19 protein-coding genes and 1 tRNA gene are annotated in these 23,754 nt (G+C 40.7%); 12 read left to right on the top strand and 8 right to left on the bottom strand.

Annotated elements, in window-relative coordinates:
* Position 1: 1 nt before the first annotated feature.
* On the bottom strand, positions 2–3,349 hold the full coding sequence (locus tag CHB71_RS15565; RefSeq protein WP_089357861.1) for a helicase-related protein: 3,348 nt from the start codon (positions 3,347–3,349) through the stop codon (positions 2–4).
* Positions 3,350–3,703: 354 nt separating this feature from the next.
* Between CHB71_RS15565 and CHB71_RS15560 the strand changes: the two genes are divergently transcribed.
* Positions 3,704–4,261 carry a hypothetical protein gene (locus tag CHB71_RS15560; protein ID WP_089357860.1) on the top strand — a complete coding sequence of 186 codons (558 nt, stop codon included), beginning with the start codon at positions 3,704–3,706 and terminating at the stop codon, positions 4,259–4,261.
* Between the two features lie 299 nt (positions 4,262–4,560).
* Here CHB71_RS15560 and CHB71_RS15555 read toward each other — a convergent pair.
* The 4 genes from CHB71_RS15555 to miaE all read right to left on the bottom strand — a co-directional run bounded on the left by CHB71_RS15555 (position 4,561) and on the right by miaE (position 8,150).
* Positions 4,561–4,634, bottom strand: a tRNA-Thr gene (locus CHB71_RS15555).
* Positions 4,635–4,888: 254 nt separating this feature from the next.
* Entirely contained in the window at positions 4,889–6,937 is a 2,049-nt protein-coding gene (locus tag CHB71_RS15550) for a DUF349 domain-containing protein (protein WP_089357859.1), read from the bottom strand.
* A gap of 49 nt (positions 6,938–6,986) precedes the next feature.
* Positions 6,987–7,565: a YqgE/AlgH family protein gene (locus CHB71_RS15545; protein ID WP_089357858.1), complete on the bottom strand. Its 579-nt coding sequence runs from the start codon at positions 7,563–7,565 to the stop codon at positions 6,987–6,989.
* Positions 7,566–8,150, bottom strand: coding sequence for a tRNA-(ms[2]io[6]A)-hydroxylase (gene miaE, locus CHB71_RS15540; protein ID WP_089357857.1), 585 nt, complete (start codon positions 8,148–8,150; stop codon positions 7,566–7,568).
* A 67-nt stretch (positions 8,151–8,217) separates the two neighbouring features.
* Here miaE and pdxH point away from each other — a divergent pair, with 67 nt between their 5' ends.
* Together pdxH and CHB71_RS15530 are read left to right on the top strand one after the other, a co-directional pair.
* Entirely contained in the window at positions 8,218–8,862 is a 645-nt protein-coding gene (gene pdxH / locus CHB71_RS15535) for a pyridoxamine 5'-phosphate oxidase (RefSeq protein WP_089357856.1), read from the top strand.
* Positions 8,862–10,058 carry a glycosyltransferase gene (locus tag CHB71_RS15530; RefSeq protein WP_089357855.1) on the top strand — a complete coding sequence of 399 codons (1,197 nt, stop codon included), beginning with the start codon at positions 8,862–8,864 and terminating at the stop codon, positions 10,056–10,058. Before pdxH ends, CHB71_RS15530 begins: the two co-directional genes overlap by 1 nt.
* Here the strand turns inward: CHB71_RS15530 and CHB71_RS15525 are convergent.
* Both CHB71_RS15525 and bshB1 read right to left on the bottom strand, forming a co-directional pair.
* Complete coding sequence (locus CHB71_RS15525; RefSeq protein ID WP_144017449.1) at positions 10,048–11,283, bottom strand: carbohydrate porin; 1,236 nt, start codon at positions 11,281–11,283, stop codon at positions 10,048–10,050. The two genes, CHB71_RS15530 and CHB71_RS15525, sit on opposite strands and share 11 nt — an antisense overlap.
* Positions 11,284–11,365: 82 nt before the next feature.
* A complete protein-coding gene (gene bshB1, locus CHB71_RS15520; protein WP_089357853.1) occupies positions 11,366–12,082 on the bottom strand; it encodes a bacillithiol biosynthesis deacetylase BshB1 in 717 nt (238 codons plus the stop codon).
* A 136-nt stretch (positions 12,083–12,218) separates the two neighbouring features.
* Between bshB1 and CHB71_RS15515 the strand changes: the two genes are divergently transcribed.
* The 4 genes from CHB71_RS15515 (at position 12,219) to CHB71_RS15500 (ending at position 17,502) form a co-directional block, all read left to right on the top strand.
* Entirely contained in the window at positions 12,219–13,940 is a 1,722-nt protein-coding gene (locus tag CHB71_RS15515; protein WP_089357852.1) for an amidohydrolase family protein, read from the top strand.
* A 25-nt stretch (positions 13,941–13,965) separates the two neighbouring features.
* Complete coding sequence (locus CHB71_RS15510) at positions 13,966–15,318, top strand: amidohydrolase family protein (RefSeq protein ID WP_089357851.1); 1,353 nt, start codon at positions 13,966–13,968, stop codon at positions 15,316–15,318.
* Between the two features lie 6 nt (positions 15,319–15,324).
* The gene (locus CHB71_RS15505; protein WP_089357850.1) at positions 15,325–16,620 is read left to right on the top strand and encodes an amidohydrolase family protein; all 1,296 of its coding nucleotides are present in this window, start codon (positions 15,325–15,327) and stop codon (positions 16,618–16,620) included.
* A gap of 117 nt (positions 16,621–16,737) precedes the next feature.
* Positions 16,738–17,502 (top strand): patatin-like phospholipase family protein, encoded by a 765-nt coding sequence (locus CHB71_RS15500; RefSeq protein WP_089357849.1) that lies wholly within the window; start codon positions 16,738–16,740, stop codon positions 17,500–17,502.
* A gap of 20 nt (positions 17,503–17,522) precedes the next feature.
* On the opposite strand, the gene CHB71_RS15495 is transcribed toward CHB71_RS15500, so the two are convergent.
* Positions 17,523–20,996 carry an ABC transporter permease gene (locus CHB71_RS15495; RefSeq protein ID WP_179213438.1) on the bottom strand — a complete coding sequence of 1,158 codons (3,474 nt, stop codon included), beginning with the start codon at positions 20,994–20,996 and terminating at the stop codon, positions 17,523–17,525.
* Positions 20,997–21,086: 90 nt separating this feature from the next.
* On the opposite strand from CHB71_RS15495, the gene CHB71_RS15490 reads away from it, so the two are divergent.
* The 5 genes from CHB71_RS15490 to CHB71_RS15475 are packed head-to-tail and all read left to right on the top strand — an operon-like array spanning position 21,087 to position 23,735.
* Positions 21,087–21,992 carry a proline iminopeptidase-family hydrolase gene (locus tag CHB71_RS15490; RefSeq protein ID WP_317043991.1) on the top strand — a complete coding sequence of 302 codons (906 nt, stop codon included), beginning with the start codon at positions 21,087–21,089 and terminating at the stop codon, positions 21,990–21,992.
* Complete coding sequence (locus CHB71_RS19145) at positions 21,982–22,116, top strand: hypothetical protein (RefSeq protein WP_317043990.1); 135 nt, start codon at positions 21,982–21,984, stop codon at positions 22,114–22,116. Before CHB71_RS15490 ends, CHB71_RS19145 begins: the two co-directional genes overlap by 11 nt.
* Before the next feature lie 36 nt (positions 22,117–22,152).
* Complete coding sequence (locus CHB71_RS15485) at positions 22,153–22,731, top strand: DinB family protein (RefSeq protein WP_089357847.1); 579 nt, start codon at positions 22,153–22,155, stop codon at positions 22,729–22,731.
* Positions 22,732–22,761: 30 nt separating this feature from the next.
* Entirely contained in the window at positions 22,762–23,124 is a 363-nt protein-coding gene (locus tag CHB71_RS15480; RefSeq protein WP_089357846.1) for an iron chaperone, read from the top strand.
* Positions 23,121–23,735: a hypothetical protein gene (locus CHB71_RS15475; RefSeq protein ID WP_144017448.1), complete on the top strand. Its 615-nt coding sequence runs from the start codon at positions 23,121–23,123 to the stop codon at positions 23,733–23,735. The genes CHB71_RS15480 and CHB71_RS15475 overlap by 4 nt, the downstream gene beginning before the upstream one ends.
* The last annotated feature ends 19 nt before the right edge of the window (positions 23,736–23,754 follow it).

Raw genomic sequence — 23,754 nt, 5'->3', positions numbered from 1 at the left:
ATTAATCTACTTTCAAGCCCAGTGAACAAATAATTAACGGATCCTTACGCACCAGCTCATCTTCATTGATGATGCTGAGTTTGCCATCTTCACGCAGGCTCACCACAAGCATCGCCAGGTCTTCATCCGTTACGCCCATTTTGAGCTGCCGATTGATGGTTTCACGAGCATATTCTCTCATGGGATAGTCGTAAATGTCCTGAATTGCACGCTTCAATTCATCGGTGACCCAAAGTGTCCCTTCATTTCTGGTGATGTAGTTATTCAGCCTGTTATAGGCTCGATAGCGTGCACCTGATTTTTTGCCTAGTTGCCCACCGATCTTGGACTCTGTATCCTTGATGTGTTCAAGGCCAAACTTCACCAGTTCATGGTGTTGATCAAAACGGTCTAAAGCTGGTTCGGCGGGTCCACATTTCACCGACTTTAATATCTCAAATTGTGATTGCGTGACGATGTTTTTGTTTTGATCCACCCAGGCCAAAACGTCATTGTCACTCGAAGTTTTGGTGTAAACTATTGATCCATTCAGTTTTTGATCTGGTTCGGCTTTCTTGGCAGAGTAAATAACGTCAGGAAGGTCTGGTATTAGTTTCAGTAAGCTTGGATCGCTATCTGTTGCATTTTTCCAGATTTGGAACGCATAGGATGCCAGGTCTACTTCAATGTCTTCATCTTCATCAAGAATTCCGGATTTCTCGTTGTAGAGATCAGCTACATTGATAGGGTCGCCATCAAAAAACACTTCATCAGAGCCCACTGTTTCCGCATTCTCCCTGATCCTTTGAGTAAGCCTACCCCGGAGATTAATGATGTCTTCAATGCCATCTTCAGGTAAGAATGAATAGCAGAATATTTGGTCATGTTTCTGTCCAATCCTATCTACCCTACCTGCTCTTTGGATAAGTCTAATAATTGCCCAAGGCAGATCATAATTGAGGACGATGTGTGCATCCTGAAGGTTTTGCCCTTCGCTTAACACATCGGTAGTTATGAGAACTCGAATTTGCTGACTTTCAGGAAAATCTTTCTTATTGCTGACCGGGCTAAATCGATGAGCAAATCCAGTTGGGTTTTCATCTGCACCTGTAACGCAAGCAATCTTTTCAATACCCCGAGCATGAAGTGATTCGTACAGATAGTTGGCAGTATCTGAGAACTGGGTGAAGATCAATATTTTTTCATTACTGTGCTTATCATTGATCAGATCGAATAAGGCCTGCAACTGGCGGTCTTCACTCTGACTCCAGTTCTTGCCCATTTCTAAGATCTTCATGAGCTCAGTACTGTCCTGTTCCAATGTCTTTCGGAGTTTCTTATTGAAATGCTCACTCCTTATCCAATCGTATTTCTTTTCCTTCAACAAAAGGGATTTATAATATGATTCTGCCTGCTTCATATACTCCTCCGGTGTGAGCATCAAATCAATTTTATCGTCCCCATTTGGATCTTCATCAGAATACATGAAGTCATCTATAAGGCCACTTTCCTGCTTGCCAATGGGAAACCTCAGTCCTTTTTCTATGGCATAGATAAAGAGGTAGTTTCTAAGAATATGTCGACTGACTGAAAGTAAAAATGAGTACCCGCTACTTTCCAGTCGTTTGAAAAGGTTGGTTCGTGCAAACCCAATAAGCCGAGTACCTGCGCGACTCAGGTTCTCTCTAATTAAGCTTTCTTCTGCCGTTATATTTATTGATGGATTTTTCTCTTCATAGCTGGTCTGACCTATTCCATATCTTGGTAAAACAAGGTTATCTATTATATCAACTACTGACTGGCTATACAGCTTGGCATATTGATCCTCAGGATCATTTTTATCAAAAGCGTATTCTACTTTTCTTGGAAGTCTATCAGGGAAGTAGGAACGATCTCCATTGGGAAATTCCAAATAGGCTCTGTTCTTGGCAGGATCATTCTTGGCATAATTCGATTTAATAAAACTCCTGGTTCTTCTTACCAAAAATAGTCTCATCAATTCTGCCCAATCATCCGAAAAGGAACTCTTTTCAAATGCGCCCACTGAATGCTCTGGAACCTGATGGTTGGCCTGAAACTCAACTCTCCCACCAATATTTTCGATATATCTTTCTGGGCCAATTCCCAAGTTATAATCCTCATCCAGAAACAACCTTAGTTGGTTACTCAGGTCTAAATATGTTTTGTTGTAGGGAGTAGCAGTAAGTAGAATGACCTTACTGTCATTGAGCTGGATATATTCCTGAATCGCACGATAGCGTTTGCCATCTTTGTTTCGAAGGTTATGGCTCTCATCTATAATCACCAGTCTGTATCGCCGTTCATCGGATAGTTTAGTTTGAGCCTTAGTCACAGAAAGCACCTTTGCCCTTAATTGGTATTCATGGGCATAATCTTCCCACATTTCAACAAGATTCTTGGGACAGATGATCAATGTTTCCAAAAAGAAATCATCCTCAAACATCTTCGCAAGAGCTGTGGCTGTGATTGTTTTTCCTAAACCCACCACATCGCCAATAATAACTCCCCCTCTGTGATGTAAATGATGAGCTGCAACTTTTACTGCACTTTGTTGATAGGCTAGCAGCCTGTCCTGAAATACTTTTGGCAACTGAAATTCTGATATCCCCGCTCTGGCCTCCCTTGACAAGTGGTAAGCCATTTTGAGGTAGATATGATAAGGAGGGATCAGTTGAGTAGACGCCCAGCTATTCTCGAGTATTTCAATCAGTTCCTCTGTTATATCTATACTCCACCTGTCATCCCACCGATCTTGAAACCATTTGGCCAATTTATTAGCAGCATCTCCTTCTACAACGTCGACATTCAATTCAAACTGTTTTGAGATTCCAGCAAAGGTGAGATTGGAGCTTCCCACAAATCCAACCAAAGGCGTGTTATAATCTTCTCTATGGGCTAAGTAAAGCTTGGCATGTAATGTCTTCTTGAGATGTAGTTTAACAATTACTTTCTTGGATTTCAATTGATCCAATAATTTCTTTAATGCCTTTTCATCTTCATTAGTTGGGTTCCCAATAATCAACTGCTCTTTAAACTCGGCAGCAATTTTTGATTTCAAACGTTTAGCTTCTGCATTGTCCAAATTTCCAAAATCAACAGAATAGAATTGTCTTATTTCTTCCTGTGGAAGTCGTTGCATTCCGATCAGAACTCTGGTGTGGTAATGGGTGTCATCCTCAAATTCATCGGGAAGCACACCCCCTTTAAGTTGATCTACATTTTCAGCAATTTTTTTCCAACCTCTAAGATTGAAATAGCCAATACAAAAATCAGCTCGAAAAGATGTTTCCAGGGTTTTATTTAGACCTTCTTCGAGATGATTCTCTATGTTGTCGTATATAGTTGGCATTTGAGTGATTAGGACTAAAAAGAAACTGAAATTAATGAAATGGTATGAAACTGTTGGTGATTGAGCGTTTAACTTTTAGCAAACTCAATCAAAGGTGATAATTCTCCATTATCGGTAAGCTATTGAGGTGGGGCATGTTCTAGGTAAATGGTAGTTTGCCTGGAGCACTTACTTGGCTTGTCAATTGTCGTTCCTTCAAAAGAAATAAGATTACATGTTTCTCTCAATCTGCTTCTAACTCTGCTGCCTTAAAGCTTTTCAATTTCATCAGAGTCTTCTCCCTTTGAAAAGATCTAACTAACTTAAAATACGCATAAAATTTAAGCCATGGGATCGCACAGAAATTATAATTTAATGATAGAAACCTTGGTGATATTCAAAAGGTATTTATCAGGGGACAGTCCTTTAGAATCCAAACTAAGAAAGTTGGAATTTTCGTCGATGAATGAAGAGGATAATCTACCAACCAATCAGGAACTATCTAAAGAATTAGAAATTCCTAGGGTAAAACTCAATAAGGAATTAAGAGTTCTATATGAAAAATTTATTGAAGGCACCTGGGATAGTCCTCCCGAGATTAAAGAAGTCTTTCACACAATAGTGATTTCCATACCCTATGATGAACGAAAACAGAAACATGGAAAAAACTGGTATTATGAACCAGATGAGCGATCAACACATTTTCGTTTAAAGTTGACGCATACTCCACGAATTGGTGAACAACTAGACCTAAGTTTTATTGAGAGGAATGAAAAATTTAAAAGAGGGTACGTATATGACATAAGTCATTGCATTTATGGTGATGTCCATGATATTCAAGTGCATGTTCATCCATTTAAGAATTATTATCACCAATGGGAAAAGATGAAAGACGAACATGAATGGTGGGAACGACAAAGGAGAAATTGGTGAAGTTACAATGCCTACTATTTATTTATCATTCTAAATTAATAACTTGTATTTATGAATACACAAGTACATATAAGCGTAACATTAGTTCAAAGTGAAACTGAAAAAGTTGGAAAAGATCTAGATGAAGCTGCTGACAAGGTGTGGACTTATTCAATTTTAAACTCATAAGGTGCTATAATTCATCTTTTAGTATGGAATGATAGTCCTTTAAAGTACAACAAATAACTTGACCCATAACTTGACCCAAAAACAAAAAACCCGCTTCATTTGATTTGAAGCGGGTTTTTATTACTTATAAGAGCCTCCAGTCGGATTCGAACCAACGACCCGCGCATTACAAGTGCGCTGCTCTGGCCAGCTGAGCTATGGAGGCTAATACTTTTATAAATAACACCTCTCTTTTGAGGTGGGTTCTTCCAAGTGCGCTGCTCTGGTCGAAACGTCGAACCGCAGCTGAGCTATGGAGGCTAATACTTTGTTTCCCCAGTCAGGGTCAGCTCTTTTACTGAGCCCTCCTGCCGGCAGGCAGGTATGGAGGCAATACCTTTGATTTGTTGTTCTGCCGTTGCAGCTCTCAAAATCGGATTGCAAAAATAGCAGTGTCTAGCTATTTAGCAAATGTATTTATCAATTTTGTGCAGAAATTGCTGCCAGCTGTGACTTAAGATCCTCAAGCTCACTTTCTGCCTTATCAATCTTGTCCTGCATATCTGCTTTTAGCTTGTCTGCAGTAGCAGAATCAGCGAAAAATTCCATGTTAGTGTTCCAGGTAGATATATCGTTTTCAATAGAAGAAATCTTTCGCTTTATAGAGTGTTCCTTACGATGAAGCTTTCGGTCACCACCAGGCGTATTTTTCAATCGACCCATTTGTATGTGGTTTCTCAAATCAGTGCGATCATCTTCATGAATCGCCTCATTGGAAAGAATCATCTCTTTCACCTGATCAAAACGAGACCGAATTTTCTTTATCGCATTCTTTGGCACAAACCCAACCGAGGTGTAGTTGTCAACCAGATCATACAAATCATCCAGATTTACTTCATCAGCATTCGCCGCAGCTTCCAGTTGATCACATATCTGAAGTTTCAGTTTTAGGTTTTCTTCAAACTCCTTGAACTGCTCCTTATTCTGCTCTCGCCTTTTGTTAAAGAAATGATCACAAGCAGCTTTAAACTTTTTATAGGTTTCATTCCGCACCTTCTCAGGTACCGGCCCGATATCCTTCCAAACAGTTTGGAGGTGCTTTAGTTTATCTGCTGTCGAGTTCCAATCTTCGCTATCCTTAAGCTCGTTTGCCTTTTCAATCAGCTCCTTTTTCTTTTCAAGATTTTCCTCTCGCTTCGATTCCAGCTCTTTGAAAAACTGATTTTTATTTGCGAAAAACCCTTTGAAGGAATTCCAGAATGATTTATTGGTAGCTTTTGCCTTTTCTTTTGGAACACCACCAATCGCTTCCCATTTTTTCTGAATATCCAAAATCTCTTTTGTTTTGGAATTCCATTCAGTAATGCGATCAGAATTGAACTTGGTAAACTCTTCCACCTCTTTGATTAAGGCTTCTTTCTCTATCAGGTTTTTATCAAACTCCTCTTTTAAATGCTCAAAGTATTCTTTACGTTTCGCATAAATCGCATCGGAAGCAGCTTTAAACCTTTGCCATAATGGCTCTTGATTTTCTTTTGGTACAGGACCAATGTGCTTGTATTCATCATGAAGATCGTTTAGCTGGATGATGGCCGCCTTCATATCCTCAACCTTATTCAAAGCCTCGGCTTTTTCACAAAGCTCTTCTTTGAGCTTCATATTCTTTTTGCGGTCCAGGTCTTTTAGCTCAAAATAGATACTCCTATTGTCGTAATAACGATCAAGAAGCGCATTGTAATTGGCCCAAAGAGTCTTATTCATTGCCCCTGGAACAGGGCCTACTTTTTTCCATTCAGACTGTAGCTCACGAACAGAATTGATGCTATTTGAAGATTCCTCTCCATCTACAATCTCCCGAAGTTCATTGAGAAGTCGTTCCTTCTTCTTCAGATTGTCTTCCTTCTGATTTTCAAGGTCCTTGTAGTGTTTGTTACGTTTGGACTTAAGCTGTCCGTAAAGCGTACTAAATTCCTTGTCAATTTCATCCCCATGATATTCAAAGGCATCCGCCTCGTTACCTTCCGAAACAAATTTCTGTAATGCTTCATTTTTAGAGATTTCATAAAGTTCATCAAATCGAGGTTTGATGGCTTTTAAAACACGGTCCAGCGACCGAATATTATCTTCGTTTTTAATCTCGCGGATTTTGGAAATCAACTCTTCCTTATCAGCATGATCAAAATCCAATTCCTCCTCCTGATCATCATGATCTTCCTCCTCATGCTCCTCAGTACCTTCAGATGACTCATCTGATGACTTTTCATCAGCAGCTCCTTCAGTCGTGGTAGACTTTTCCGCCGATGAATTTGATTCCTTTTTCTTCTCAGCGGGTTTCTCTTCAACCGCTTCAGGAGATTCCTCTTCTACCTTTTTCTCTTCAACTTGAGACTTTTTCTCTATTTTTTCCTCCACTTCATCCACCTCCTTTTCCTCACTCTCGGGTTGGTTTTCATTACTTAATTCAGCTTGAATCTGAACTTCTTCAGGAGCTTCATTCGAAACATCCTGCAATTTCTCTGCATTATCCATTATGGAACCTGTTACTTTATCCTTTAAGACACAAAACTAACCAAATACCCTAATTCATTCGGGGATCTTTTGGATAGTTAGACATTAGGCGATACTTACCACCCATAGTGTTTAGACACGCTTTCCATAGATCTTGGTTGTCCCAATCAAAAATCATTTCTGGTGTTGGATTTTTTAGTACAATCCATGATTTAGCTTTCATTTCATCCATCAGCTGACCGGGAGCCCAGCCGGAGTAGCCAATAAAAAATCGAACATCCTCAGCGCGAATGGCTCTCGTATTCATCATTTCTGTCAATTTATTGAAATCACCTCCCCAATAAACTCCTTGAATAACTTCTCGAGAGGTTGGTATTAACTCTGCTTCCCGATGAATAAAATGAAGCGTGTCATGCTCCACTGGACCTCCAACAAAAAGATCGGCCGGATAGTCCCCTACCTCATCAATTACTTCTTTCAGCCCCACATTTGCCTTATTATTTAGTACAAAGCCAAACGTACCATTGTCATCGTGTTCGCATAGAAATACTACAGTCCGATCAAAATTTGGGTCGGGTAAATAAGGCTCTGATATAAGCAGGTCACCTTTTTCAGGTTTGACCAGTTTGTCTGTTGAAAAATAATCCATCTAATGCAATGCCGGTCTAATCTCAAGGTTGTTTAGGATAACTCCCTCTTTTTCTTTCATTTCTTCTAATCTATTGTATACGTCATCCTCCTCAAAATAATTGAGCGCCATTCGCACAAAGACTTCTCCGTGTCTGGCTTCAGATGCCCACAGTCTATGATAAAATTGCTTTAGTTCTTCATCCTCTAAGGCCTCATATACCAATCGAAATCGTTCAGCCCCACGTGTTTCTACAAGCGATGCTAAAAGCAATCGATCCATAAACCGTTCTTCTCTTCCATCCCTACATATCTTTAGTAGCTGTTGAATGTAAAGGTCTTTTGGTATTTCATGATTGAGTTGCAATCCTCTTCGCTGCATAATCGCATACACATCCCTGAAATGCTCCAGTTCTTCTACTGAGGTATCGATCAGTTCAGGAATGATTTCAGTCCTGTTCGGATACTTTGCAACAAGGCTCAATGCCATACCTGAAGCTTTTCTTTCGCAATCTGCATGGTCTTGCAGGAAAGCATTAAAGTCATTTAGCACAGCATCGACCCACTCTTTTTTTGAGTCTACCGTCAAGTCTATTCTAAACTTCATCGATTTTTGATTTTAACCTTTTTACCTTCGCTCATGATGAGTTTCAAAAGTAAAAGGAATAGGGAACATGAGAGAAGATATCGCATCATTACGGAATGAATACTCCAAAGAAGAGCTTGATGAACAATCAATAGAAGTAAATCCGTTCAACCAGTTTGATAAATGGTTTACCGAGGCAGTTGCTTCAGAAATATTGGAGCCTAATGCGATGGTGGTCAGCACAGTAAGTAAAAAAGGAGTTCCATCTCAACGAACCGTTCTTCTGAAGGATGCCGACAAGGAAGGTTACACGTTTTATACGAATTACGACAGTAAAAAAGGGCAAGAGCTTGAGCATAATGCCAACATCAGTTTACTTTTTCCATGGTACGAATTGGAGCGACAGGTGATCATTACTGGTAAAGCACAAAAGGTATTGAAAGAAAAGTCAGTCAAATATTTTCATTCGCGTCCCAGAGAAAGTCAGCTGGGGGCATGGGCTTCCAATCAAAGCAGTGAGATTACTGACAGATCTGTATTGGAGGAAAAACTCAAAATGCTTGAAGAACGCTTTCTCAACAAAGAAATACCACTACCGGAAAACTGGGGCGGGTACCTGGTTATCCCTGAAACATTTGAGTTTTGGCAGGGACGAAAAAGCAGATTACATGATCGCATCTTCTACCAAGATGAAATGGAAGGTACATGGAAAATTAGCCGTCTCTCTCCCTAATGTCGATATATCTGGAGCGGTATGCCTGGCCGCATAAACTCTTTCCTGAATATGAGCCACCTGAGAATTTATCGCTCATCGTGGTTATTCCGTGTTTTAAAGAACCGGATCTGATTGGGTCTTTGGACTCGCTCAATGCCTGTGATTTACCACAGGATGAAGTACTCATTATTGTTGTTGTCAATGAACCGGAAGATGCATCTTCAGAAATCAGATCCGCGAATGAAGAAACATTAAAGCAGCTGAAAAACTATCACTCCAATTTCCCTCTTCTCTTCACACATCAAAAACTTCCAACTAAGAAGGCGGGTGTAGGATTAGCCAGGAAAATTGGAATGGATGAGGCTGTAAGAATATTCAGAAAGTCCGGTAATGATGGAGGAATCATCTGTTACGACGCAGACTGTAGATGTGATGTTAACTATTTGGATGAAATCGAACTTGCCTATTCAAATCCAAACACAAATTCGGGAATTGTTTTTTACGAACACCACCTTCATCGTGAGCATCATCCAGCTATTGTGGACTATGAATTATACCTAAGGTATTACATCGGAGCGCTGCGCATTGCAAAGTTTCCTTATGCTCACCAAACCCTCGGCTCCTGTATCACTGTGAGAGCTTCGATGTATGAAAAAGTAGGCGGTATGAACACCCGAAAGGCTGGAGAAGATTTCTATTTCCTTAACAAAACCATTCCGCATGGAGGATTTGCGGAGATCAATACAACAACCATCCGCCCTTCTGATCGAGTGTCTGACCGAGTTCCGTTTGGGACAGGAAAGGCAGTAAATGAAATCATTCAGACCGATGATGAATATTACGTCTATCACCCAAATACATTTGAAGATCTGAAGCTTCTATTCAGTAAAGTTGATACAATCTGGAAAGAAGACACCTGGAGGCTTCCGATGACCGTCACAACTTTTCTAGGTGACGATTGGGAGGACCAAATCAATGAGATCAAGAACCAAGTAAGTTCATCTGAACAATTTCAAAAGCGCTTCTTCCATTGGTTTGATGCCTTCAAAATCTTGAAATTTGTCCATTTCTGTAGAGATGAGTTTTATCCGAATGTAGAATTGGTAGAGGCACTACAATGGTTAGGCACCTACCACTTTTTGCTCAAAGGCTCAAAAGAGTCTCAATTGATTCAACTGAGGTATCTGGATCGACAATACCAAGCTAATATTTAAACGAAATCTGAACCAACATAGCGAACGAAAGCGGGTTCATCAATTCCTGTTGTGTGGAGGGATTAATAACATATTGTACGTCAGGCTGAAGTAAAAACCAGGAAGCCAAAGGTAGTGAGTATGTAAATTCGATTACTGTTTCTGTTGTTTCAGAACTCCCCTGAATCTCCTGAAATTCTGCTCCATTGATGCCCGATGAGAATGCCAACCCAAAATTGTCGTCCATTGTAGTTATGGGATTGCTGACTACCACACCACCTGAAAGAGCTGACCCAAAGCGATTAAACCGTGAGCTTGCTACCCCATATCTACCAAAAAGAGAAGCAAAATCACCTTTTTCTCCTATAGGCATATATTTCTGAGCCCCTATATAAACCCCATAGTTTCCGTGTGAGGAAGATTGATCATTAATAGCTTCAAATTCACTCGTATAATACCATCCACCAATGTTGACCTTATCATTTTTGTAGACCTCATGCTCGCGCCCCACTTTTCTTCTACGTGTAACATAAGAACGTTCGATATTTAGATTATTTTCACTAAAACTTGCATCAGTATAAATGGAAACCTCACCGGAAATCAATGCTCCCTCCTTCCTGCTTAGGTGAATTTCATTGCTTTTGAGGTTTTCAGGATCACCGGATACAGCATCTAAAATGGCCAGCCGAACCCGTGTCCTATCACCTATAAAAGTGGCCATGCGAATACCTAAAGAGGAAATTGGGAAAATTGAAGGACCATTAAGCCCGCTCTGTGCGTATTCTGCACCTATTCCGAATGAGCTGTTAATGAACAAGGTGCCCGGCCGCAATACATCAAACTCAGAATTCAAGTCATATAAACCAACTAAAACAGAAAGTCTGTCATCCAAAAAATTATTCTGAATCCATAATTCAAAAACCCTCCACGCCTTTACTGCTTCAATATTGCTGGCGACTTGAAAATCTCCCATTAGATCGGTAGCTCTATCCCCATGATTACCTAATCCATAAACAAATAATGAAAAGTTGTCCTTGAGATTCAGGAGCTGATCAAAGTTGATCTTCGCTGTGACATCCGCATTGTCCATGTAAACAAATCCAGTTTCCAAACCTCCATGTGCATTAAACCACGGAAGAGCAGAATAAACAGCTTCCAACTCCAGCCACGATTTAGTGGAGTCAGATTGCGCATTGATGAAAAGGCTATACAATGATAAAATCGTGACTAGGACCTTTCGATTCAATTGGGTTAGATTAAGTTATTGAGTTGAAATATAAACCCAATTACGTCAAAAGTGTTTGAGTAACTTATTAAGGCTTTACAAGCTAAACTAAATCAAACAGGCTTTTCACTCCCAGAAAGTGCTTCACCTTAAATCCTTCAGCGTACTTAACCCCTATTCTGTGACCCCACTCTCTCGATCTGGCATCCAGCATAGTCATAAATCCCTCTGAGCTGATAAATGTCTCCGGCTCCTTGCTATTTGGATCAAAAAATTGAGACTTAAATGCGTGAATAGCGGCTCGTCTTTCTTCAATCACATCTGATATATCAACCAGAATATCTGGTTCATGAGCAATACTTTGGATCGAAAAATAAAGTTTATCGGGTCGGAAAGCATCCTGCTTCTCACCATCCCATGCTGTTTTAACTGCTTTTAATCCTGCAATAAAGCACGCTGTTTCCACTAACTGTGCTCCTCGGGTATGATCAGGATGGCGGTCATAAATGGCATTGGTGATGACCAATTTAGGCTTAAACCGACGTATTTGTTCTGCTATTTTTATTTGGTTTTCCTTATTATTCTCAAAAAAGCCATCAGGGAGTCCAAGATTCTCTCTCACAGAAAGCTGAAGAATCTCAGCGGCATCTTTTGCTTCCTGTGCACGGATTTCTGGAGTACCTCTTGTTCCGAGCTCTCCTTTGGTAAGATCCAGAATCCCTGTTTTATACCCCTGCTTCTGGTGTGCGAGAAGCGTTCCGCCAAATGATAATTCCACATCATCCGGGTGAGCTACTATAGCAAGTATGTCCAATTTCATTCCGTTAGATAGTTAAGAGCAGTCTCCGAGATTTAAACCACATGAGGCAAAGAAACACCATTCGTATAATAATGGTTTTCATGCTGCAGGAATTTCCTAAATTCCCTATCCATTTTAAACCTAAAGTAAAGAACCTATGCAAAAACGCAGCAGTTTATTTGGATGCGTTATCCTGCTTTTGCTTTTCGTCCTCCTACCGGACGTCAGTATCGCACAGGATAGCGATCTGAAGCCTGTTACGAATAAGTATGCTATTAAAAATGCGACAATCGTACAGGCACCAGGCAGAATCATTCAAAATGGTACTGTCCTAATCGAAAACGGAATCATTAAAGCAGTAGGATCTAGCATAGCTATCCCAGCAGATGCCTGGGTGGTAGATGCTGATTCGATGTTTGTTTATCCCGGATTTATCAGCGGTCTGTCCAATATTGGCGTAGAAAAACCTGAAGATAAAGACGAGGATGATGATCGTAAAAAAACAGGAAATCCATCAGATGAGCGAGCAGGCATTACTCCTGGAAACTCATCTCGAGAGATGCTAAACCCTGGTAACAAATCAGTAGAGGATTTTAGAAAAGTTGGATTTACAGCTTCCCACAGCGTTCCTCACAATGGCATGCTCCCTGGAATGGGTGCAATCGTCTTGTTAGGTGGTACAGACGGAGAGCGTATGGTTGTCAAAGACCAAACGTCCATGTTTGCACAGCTTTCTGGTGCCGGAGGAGTTTACCCAAATACTGTAATCGGGGTTATGGCAAAGTACCGAGACCTCTATCGGAAAGCCAGCCAGGCTAGGGACTATCAGGCCAAATACAACAGCAATCCTAACGGTATGGAGCGCCCGGCAACTGACGCAACACTTGAGTCGCTTTATCCAGTGATTTCAAAGCAAATGACAGTAGTATTTAAAGCAGAAAGTGTGAAGGATGTGATGAGAGTGATCGCACTTCAGCGAGATCTGGGCTTCAATTTGATGCTTGGAGAAGTGAAGCAAGGTTGGGATGCTATCCCTGCGATTAAAGCAACTGGAGCTCCTGTTTTCCTTTCGCTTGACCTCCCTGAATGGAAAGAAGAGGAAGAAAAAGAGGAAAAAGAAAGCGATGAAGAAGAAGAAGATAAGGAAGAAGAAGAGGAAAAAGAGCCAACCGAAGCTGAATTAGAGGAGAAAGCATTGAAGGAACGACAAAATTCGATGATTGAGAATTATTATACGCAAGCAGGGAAATTCAGGAGTAATGGAGTAAAGTTTGGTTTCTCAACTATGGAAGTGAAATCCAAAGACTTTAAAACGAATCTCCTGAAGGTGATTGAGAATGGACTATCCGAAGATCAGGCGCTGGCCGCATTGACAACAGAACCGGCATCTATATTAGGTGTATCCAATATGATGGGCACCATTGATGTGGGGAAAATGGCTAACCTGGTAGTTTCAGACACAGCATATTTCACAAAGGATGCTAATGTGCGATATGTGTTTGTAGATGGTGTGAAGTACGAGTACGAAGAGAAAAAGAAGAAAAAGAAGAAAAGTAATGGTGGTGAGCCTGTTGATGCTTCAGGCACTTGGAACTACACCACAGAAACACCACAAGGAAATGGTAGTGGCGTGATTACACTCAAAGGAACTCCCGGAGATTACAGTGGCACTATCACCGTGAGCTTCAATGACAGCACCAATGACATTGAGAATGTGACGGTGGATGGCAACAATGTTTCCTTTTCTTTCAAGCTTAATATGGGCGAAGAAATCACAGTTGATATCAGTATGGATATCGATGGCGATTCATTCGAAGGAACCTTATCTGTAGCACAGTTTGGCAGCTTCCCTATGGAAGGATCAAGAGACCCACAGTAAGGTGAACATATAAACGAAAATAAATATGAAGAAAATAAATATAATCATAGCTCTACTCCTCACCATCACGATAACGATGGCTCAGGAGAAAGGCAGTGTGCTAATCAAAAACGGAACGGTATTAACTGTAACGAACGGCACACTTGACAATACAGATGTCCTTATTCGGGACGGGAAAATCTCAAAAATAGGGCAAGGACTAAGCGCACCAAATGGTGCTAAAACCATAGACGCGAATGGTATGTATGTGATGCCCGGCATCATCGATGCGCATTCACACCTTGCACTTGACGCAGTGAATGAAGCCACCAACCCGGTTACTGCTGAAGTTTGGGTAGGCGATGCATTGGATCCTTTGGATGTTGGCATTTATCAGGCACTTGCGGGTGGTGTGACAACCGCACATTCTATGCATGGATCAGCTAACGCCATTGGCGGACAGTGTGAAACGGTAAAGTTTAGATACGGAGAAATCGACCCGGACAACATGCGCATGAATGGAGCTCCTCGAACAATCAAGTTTGCCTTAGGAGAGAATCCAACACGTGTGCATGGTGGTGGAAATGGAATTCTTCCCCGAACACGAATGGGAGTTGAACATGTAATAAGAAGTTCTTTCCAGCAAGCCAAAGAATACATGGAAGCGTGGAATGACCACAATTCCAACAAGAGCAAGAAAGGCTACAAAGGGAAAGCTCCGACTTACGACTTGCGATTGGAAACATTGGCGGACATCCTGAAAGGGAATATCATCATTCATTGCCACTCCTACCGCGCAGATGAAATCTATATGCTGATGCAAGTGTGTAAAGATTTTGGTGTGGACAAATTGGTATTTCAACATGTAAACGAAGGATTCAAAGTTGCGCCTGAACTCGCTAAGTTTGGAGCAGGAGCTTCTGTCTTTGCTGACTGGTGGGCCTATAAGTTTGAGGTGTACTACAGCACGGCTTACAATGCAGCAATCTTAACCAAGAATGGAGTAACTACTTCTATTAACTCGGATTCCGGAGAGCTAATTCGTCACCTGTATCATGAGGCCGCCAAGTCTCAGAAGTATGGTGGTTTGACTGATGACGAGGCACTTTCACTGATTACAATCAACCCTGCCAAGCAACTTGGAATTGACAGCCGTGTTGGATCACTTGAGGAAGGGAAAGAAGGTGACGTGGCGATCTTCAAAAATCATCCACTATCCATCTATGCAGTTCCAATGGTAACAATTGTTGACGGTATCGTACGATTTGATCGTGAAAACGACCCGGCTGATATGCGTCTCTATCCGGATCCGGAAGAGAAAATCGATGTGACATTCTGGGAAGCAGAAGATCACGATCGCTGCATGGCGAATACAGAATTTTTGTTCACTGATAAATAAGCTATCATGATTAAGAACATAAAAAACATATTGACATTAACACTTGTGGCGCTAGCCGGAATCGCTTTCGGTCAAATCCCAAGTGCAGAAGCAGGAACGTTTGCTTTAACCAATGCAACCATCGAAACGGTGACTAATGGAACCATTCAAAATGGAACCTTAATAATCAGTGACGGTAAAATTGGTGACGTTGGAACGAGCGTATCCATACCCGATGGAGCAAAAACAATTGATTGCTCTGGCCTGACAATCTATCCAGGAATGATTGATGGAGGTACACAGATTGGATTGGTTGAAGTAAGCTCTGACCCGAGAACAAGGGACAATAATGAGATTGGAGATGTAATCCCCCACATTCAAGCGCTTACTGCTGTAAACCCAAGTTCTGTTATTCATCCGGTGACCCGAGTGAATGGAGTTACGACTGCATTAACTATGCCTTCTGGTGGATTATTCCCAGGCACAGCTGCGTTAATTAATCTGCATGGATATACACCGGATCAGATGTATGCTGGTTTCAAAGGTGTGGTAGTAAACTTCCCTGCAACAGGTAGAAGAGGTCGCTGGGATCGTCGCTCCGATGAGGACATCAAGAAAGCTGCCGAGAAAGCGTTGAAACAATTAAATGAAGTATGGGCCAAAGCAGTACAGTACCATAAGATTGATTCAGCTACAGGCGGAAAAGATCAGCCATACTACCCGGAGATGGAAGCATTACTTCCAGCAGTAAGAGGTGAGATGAAGCTGTTGATTAACGTAAACTCTTCGAAAGACATCAAGTCAGCTTTAGAGTGGATCGATGAAAAAGGCGCGGATGCGATACTTTGTGGTGTATCTGAAGGTTGGAGAGTGGCGGAGGATATTGCTAAGGCCGATGTTCCGGTTATCACAGGCCCAGTGCTTAGCAACCCGACAAGACCGTATGATCGATATGATAGACCCTACGCCAATGCCGGCGCTATGCTGCAAGCAGGTGTAAAAGTAGCGATCAGAACCAATGAGGTTGAGAACACCCGAAACCTCCCGTACCATGCTGGTTTCGCTGCAACCTATGGAATGGGTAAAGAGGAAGCTTTGAAAGCGGTGACAATTGTGCCCGCTGAGATTTTCGGTGTTGCTGACAAATATGGCTCGATTGAAAAAGGGAAAGTAGCCAATGTGTTTGTGACGAATGGTGATCCATTTGAAACCAGAACGCAAGTGAAGTACGTATTTATTGATGGGTGGAATATCCCAATGGTGAGTAGACATACCCAACTATATGAAGAATATTTAAATAGAGCACCTGGTGTAGAAAAGTGATTTTCAGACACCACTAATTGAAAACCCCTTGAAATCTCGAGGGGTTTTTTATTATCTCATTAAATTTTAAAACCCTCATTTACCCGTTCAATGCCAGTTTAGCACTAATTTTATTTTATGTCTAAAGAAAATAAAAAGTACGACCTTGGAATTGCTCTTGGAGGCGGAGGTGCAAGAGGATTTGCCCATCTGGGAATTCTCAAAGCGCTGGAAGAGAAGGGGATAAAACCAGATGTAATTTCAGGAGTAAGTGCAGGTGCAATTGCCGGTGCATTTATCGCTTCAGGTCACTCACCTAAAGAGGCTTTTGACATCATAAAACAATATAAGTTTACCGGGATATCAGAATTTAACATTCCCAAAACGGGGCTACTTAGTTCGGCAAAAATGAAGTCTAGGCTCTTGAAAAAAATATCAAAAGAGCGGCTGGAGGATCTTGAGATACCGCTAATCATTTGTGTTACAAATATGCTGGATGGAAAAGCTGAATATTTAGATGAGGGACCATTAGCTGATATTATTCAGGCATCAGCTTCTATACCCGTACTCTTCAGTCCGGTAGAAATGAATGGAAAGCTATATTCTGATGGTGGAATCTTTGATAATGTGCCGGTAAGACCTTTAAAAAAGATTTGTAAAAAAGTGATTGGAGCTAGCATCAGCCCAATACAGCAAATTAACGAACTCACCAGCCTAATTCAAGTGACTACACGCATGTTTCAACTAGCCGTAAACCCCAGCAATGGTGAGTTGGAGAAGCAATGTGATCTTTTCATTGAACCAGTTGAGCTATGCAATTACGATATCATGGATACTAAACACGCTCAAGAAATATTTGATATTGGATATGAATATACCAAGCAAATGGATATCAAATTATAACGTATACTAAATCCTATACTTTATTCATACCTTAGAGCCTCTACGGGATTAGAAAGTGAAATCTTAGTTACTGCTGAAATAACACTTATCATAGCTACTACCATCAAAATGATTCCTGATAACAAGAAAGGCATAACACCAAAAGGAGCCTGATAGGAGAACTCTTTGATCCAACTTTGCATGAGAAAGTAAGAAACTGGCAATCCTAAAAGCATTGCTACCACTACAAGACGAGTAAGTTGACCCAAAATCATCCCCGTTATCTGAATTGTGGAGGCACCAAGTATTTTTCGCATTCCAACCTCTTTCACCCGCTGATTCATAACTGCGATGGCCATCCCAAGCAGACCCAGACTGGCCAAGAGCAAAGCGATCAAAGAAAAAACAGAAAAAATGGAAAGCGTCCGTACCTCCTGATCATATAATTCCGCCAACTGATTATCTAGAAATTGAAACTCAAACGCCACATCATTATCAATCTGAGAAGTATACACACGCTCTATTTCTGAAATAGTCTTTCCAAAATCTTGCCCTTCCAGCTTTACAAGAATATGACCTGCAGCAGGTGGCTGAACTGACATAACTAATGGTTGAATTTCCTCGTGCATTGATTGAAAGTGAAAATTTTCAACTACTCCGATAATGGTGGACTCATAAACATTTTCTCCAAAATGCTGTACAATGGTTTTCCCTAAAGGATCTTTTAGGTTGAATTGCTCAACTGTCGCCTCATTAACTAAAACGTTGTACAATGAGTCCCTGGCATAACTTCTGTCAAAAGTTCTTCCTTCTATGACTTCTATTCCCAACACTTTTTGAACATCATAGTCTACGACAAGACTTGAAATATCAATACGATTCTCGGGTTCGTGTTTCAGATAATATTGATGCTGGTTGAATTGCCCCCCTGGTACGCTTGATGTTAAAATAGTACCGGAAACACCATTGATATTATTCATTAAATTTTGAGCTGTTCTCAATGCTTCTACATCCACTCCACCTATTTCGATACTCATAGGAACATTCAGTGCAATGACTGCCTCCTGATCAAAACCCAGGTCTGTTGTTTTCATAAACTGAATTTGCTTGAATACAATAAATGAGCCGCTTATTAAAATTGCTGAAATGGTAAACTGAACAACTACCAGCAGACTTCTTAAGCCAACTTCTTGATTATTGGATTTGAGCTTGCCCTTAAGCACTTCAGTGGGTTGAAAACTGGAAAGTGTAATGGCTGGATAAAAACCAGCTAAAATTGAGACCGTAATACACAATAATAATGCGAAGAAAAGGTAGTCAGCGATAAACAAACTCTCGATAGAAAAGTTCTTTCCAGCCAGGTCGTTAAACCCATTTAGAAAAAGGGCGGCTAGTGAAAAGGAAAATAGTAGAGCAATCAGGCAGAATAAAAATGATTCAATAAAAAACTGAATTGAAAGATTTCTTGTAACAGCACCCATTGTCTTTCTCACTCCAATTTCCTTTGCTCGTTCAATTGCTTTTGCAGTAGTCAGATTAGCGTAATTAATCCCTACGATAATCAATATAAATAGCATTGTTCCGGTAAGAATGTAGATGTACAAGTTGTTGCCATTGTTCTCTAATTCCCATCTAATGTGCGAATTGAGATGAATGTCTTCAATTGGTTGAAGGGCAAATCTTAACTCACCGGATCTCAATCGTTCAATATCTGATTGATCCCAGTCGAGATAGTTTTCTACCCAGTCTGAGATTTTATCTTCAAGCATATGGGCATTCGCACCTTCCTGCAATTTGATGTAATTAAAATGTCCAAAATCACCCCATTTCATCCATGCATCATTCGGGTTGATTTGCTTGAGTGTTACATATGATATTATTGCATTGAAATGAAAGTGAGAATTCTTGGGCATTGGTTTGACAACAGCAGACACAACTATCGGCATTTGATTTACTCTTAACTCCTTACCTATTGCACTGGAGTCTCCGAAATATTTTTCAGCAAGCGACTCAGTAATCACAAAGGAAAAAGGCTTTTTAAGTGCATCTATATCTCCCTCCACCAATTCCAATTCAAATACATCAAAAAAGGTAGAATCAGCAAAGAAGAAGTCTGGTTCTTCGAAAATGATATTCTGTTTTTCATTTTCCACTCGAATAAAATCTTTACTGAGTCCCGGACCATACCACGGAGAAAAGCTTACAGCTTCCTCAACTTCAGGGAAGTCATTCACCATTGCCTGAGCCATTGGATGCGGTGTACGGGTTTGCGGATTGTCATTCATCCAGGCAATGCGATAAATCAGATCTGAATCAGGAAGTGACCGATCATAAGACAGTTCGTCCTGCACATACAAATAAATCAGAATGCTACAGGTAAAACCTACTGTAAGCCCCAATATATTGAGGAACGAAAACAGCGCATTGCGCTTTATATTCCGACTAAAAGTTTTGAAAAAATGCTGAATCATGCCACTTTTTATTTTGAGGTTAAAAACATGATTCAAATGAAATGAGCTATCTCCAACCAATGGTGCTTTCCGTTCGGATAGATGTTCTTCCCCATAAGTCCGAACGTTCTTCGCCTCACGGTATTCCGAGGGAGTTGAGCCTGTACGCTTTTTAAACGCCGTATTGAAGGCAGACTTGGAGTTATAGCCAACCATCGTGGCGATATTCTCAATTTTAACCTGATCCTGCCTTTCATCTCGGAGTAGCTTACATGCCTCGCGAACCCTGAACCTCGCGATCAGATCCTGAAAACTGATTTTAAGCGATTCATTCAATACCTGCGACAGGTGATGTGTAGTCGCACCAAGCTCCTTGGCTAATACTGTCAGTGAAGCATCATCTCTGCGATAAAAATGCTGCTCATCCATGATTTTATTCACCTTCTCAATAATCGTCGACTTAATTACTGGTGTCAGGGTAGACTTCTGGTACTTATTCCCAATTGGAATTGGAGATAGAAAAGACGACTCTTTAACTAGCGGATACAGTATGAAGGAAATGAACACAAAGTAGGCGATCGACAGCATCTCTATCGGCAATTGCAAGACCAATAGAATAATGAATAAGACATTCAGCATCACGAAGTTTCTCAGCCATGCAATCCGTGACCCAGCATTCTGAAAGTATGAAAAACCACGAATATTTTGTTCATTTAATAGCAGGCGGACGGTTAGTATTCCATACCCTATGATTATTAAACCACTAATTGCCCAATTGATCACTAGCCACTCCTTTGGCAGGATTCCAGCTCCAAATGGAAGAATTATTAAAAAATAATGAGCAGGACTGGTTCGATTCTTCTGATAAAAGAAAGCCCTTACATACAAAAAGAATGCGATTGGGATCATTGATAAAGAGGCAGGAACTAAATGCAAAATAGAACCATGCTGAAAAATTAATGCTGCCAGATAAGTGATGGACAAGAACCCCAACCACCTCCCGGATGGTGATTTACTAATCAGCAAAATCAATCCCATCAATCCTCCTATCAAAAGAGTGCTCATCAACAAGGTTTCAACCCATGGGAATTGTATCCATTGCTCCATCAACCAAAAATGAGGAAATAATTTAACTTTAAACAAAAACCTATCACCATGAAAAAGCTGACCTATCTCCTATTTACGATTACATTGATTGCATGCCAACCAGAAAATGCTTCCGAGTCACCAACAAACTCTTACCTCGACTATTCCAATCGGGACGATGAATTGTTCGGAGGGGTAAAAATGATCCCTATTCAGACAAAAGCAGGTGAATTTAAGGTTTACACCAAACGAGTTGGCAACAACCAGGATATGAAACTATTGTTACTTCATGGCGGACCTGGAGCTACGCATGAGTATTTCGAATGCTTCGATTCGTTCCTCCCAAAGGCCGGAATCGAATACTACTACTATGATCAATTAGAATCAGCATATAGCGATCAACCAAACGATTCAACGCTTTGGACCGTCGACAGATATGTAGATGAAGTAGAGCAAGTCCGAAAAGCGCTGGGCTTAAATAAAGATAACTTTTATTTATTGGGCAGTTCATGGGGTGGCATTCTTGCCATGGAGTATGCACTCAAATATCAGGATAACCTGAAAGGAGTGATCATTTCTAATATGATGGCATCAGTACCTGAGTACAACCAATATGCTGAAGAGGTCTTGGGGCCACAAATGGATTCGGCTGTTTTAGCTGAAGTCATGGCGCTGGAAGAAGCAGGCGATTATGGTAACCCACGATATGCTGAGCTTTTGTATAACAATTATTATACAGAGCATGTGCTAAGAATGCCATTGGACGAGTGGCCGAATCCTGTCAACCGGGCGTTTGCCAGCCTTAATTATGATCTTTACCTGACCATGCAGGGACCTAGTGAATTTGGAATCAAAGGCGGTGCAAAGCTCGAAAACTGGGATATTACGGACCAGCTTACGAACATCACAGTTCCTACCTTATCCATCGGAGGAGCCTATGATACCATGGATCCGGAACACGGAAATGATTGCTAACACAGTTCAAAACGGACAATACCTCCATTGTCCAAATGGCAGTCATTTGGCTATGTATGACGACCAGCAGACTTACTTTGATGGGTTGATTAAGTTCATTAAGGATGTAAATGCTCAGGAATAACTCGCTCTAAAATTACCTTAACAAAACCCTATCACTATGAAAAAGCTCACTCTACTCTCTTTCCTACTTTGTCTCCTTGTGGGAACAAAGTCAAATGCCCAATATGCCATCAAAAACCTTGAAGGCTACACTCCGCAAATGGGTGCTTTAGTAAGTATGATGGATGACCTAAAAGCCAGAGTAACGAGACAAGTCAAAGATTTGGATCAGGATGGGACTGACTTTCTACTTGATGATCAGGCTAATCGACTAGGAGCATTGATTCTACATTTGGCTGCAACTGAAAAGTACTATCAGGAGGCTACATTTTATGATGAAAAGCTAGATGAGGTAGACGATGAAGAGTGGCTGACAGCTCTGCGCTTAGGTGATAAAGCCAGAGAAGAACTGCAAGGTAAACCAATGTCCTATTACATGGATAAATGGGATGAAGTCAGAGCTAAAACGAAAGAGGTGCTGAAAACAAAAGATGACGATTGGTTATTACAACTACGTGATAATGCTCCCGGTAGTGCTGAATACAACTACTATTGGGCATGGTACCATGTCATGGAACATCAAGCCAATCATATGGGTCAAATTGCTCTGGTGAAAAAAAGAATGAGTGAAGAATGATTTCAAGAATAGAACTGCTCACAAATTAACATGAAATATAAAGATGTTGATTCATATATTGCTAGTACTGAACCTGTTTCTCATCCAATACTCAGGGAGCTTCGTGATATCATTCTAAACACGATCACTGATCCTAATGAGAGTATTAGCTATAATGTCCCTTTTTATAAGTTTGAAGGAGTGCATGTTGGGTTTGCGGCTTTTAAAAATCATGCCACTTTCGGAATTGGGGCTGATGTCTTATCTGATGAACGCAGGGAAGAACTTAAAAAGAAAGGATACCAAACCGGAAAGGAGACAATTCAAATTAAATACACCCAGGAAGTTCCGACTGAATATTTGAAACTACTGCTGAAAGAAAAAAAAGCAAAAGCAAAAGCAAAAAACATATGAGAAGGATTCTTTTTCTGATAATTACAACGCTACCAATGATTGCTTTAAGTCAACAATCATTTGAAAGAGCTGTCATTGAAACCGCCACTGGCGCATACATAGTATTCACGAATGACTCTAACTCGATGGTGATTTATTTAGATACCGCTGACATTGAACTAATGGATACTGAAAATAACTTCTTTATTCAAGTAGATAAAAAATGGACTTTGCAATTTTTCACTCTTAGTTTTCAAAATCCAAACAATAATGATTTATCAAATCTTGATAATCAAAAATCATCACTTTTTCAGTACATGAACTATGAGTTAGAATACATCAAGAACGAGATCAAAATGAATATTGAAAACGAGAAAGTATTTTGGGGTCCACTGGGAAACAAGCATTTCCTTTTATGGCACTTTGACACTCCGGATCTACCTGCTGTTCAAAAGCAACTCTACATGACAGCCATCTGCTTTAATAGTTTTCTCAACATTAACGTTCCTTTGATGAATGATCAAGAATATGTGGACGGAGTGGAGCTGCTCAATAGGGTTGGGAGAAATTTAGTACTCCATGACCATCCCATCGATATTGAAGAAATGTACAAGAAAGTCAATGGTTCGTAAGAACTAAAAAATCGCAAAA

The sequence above is a fragment of the Ekhidna lutea genome (assembly GCF_900188325.1).
GTDB lineage: Bacteria > Bacteroidota > Bacteroidia > Cytophagales > Cyclobacteriaceae > Ekhidna > Ekhidna lutea.
Note: the sequence above shows the minus strand (reverse complement) of the source record. Positions and strands in the feature narration are given on the sequence as shown.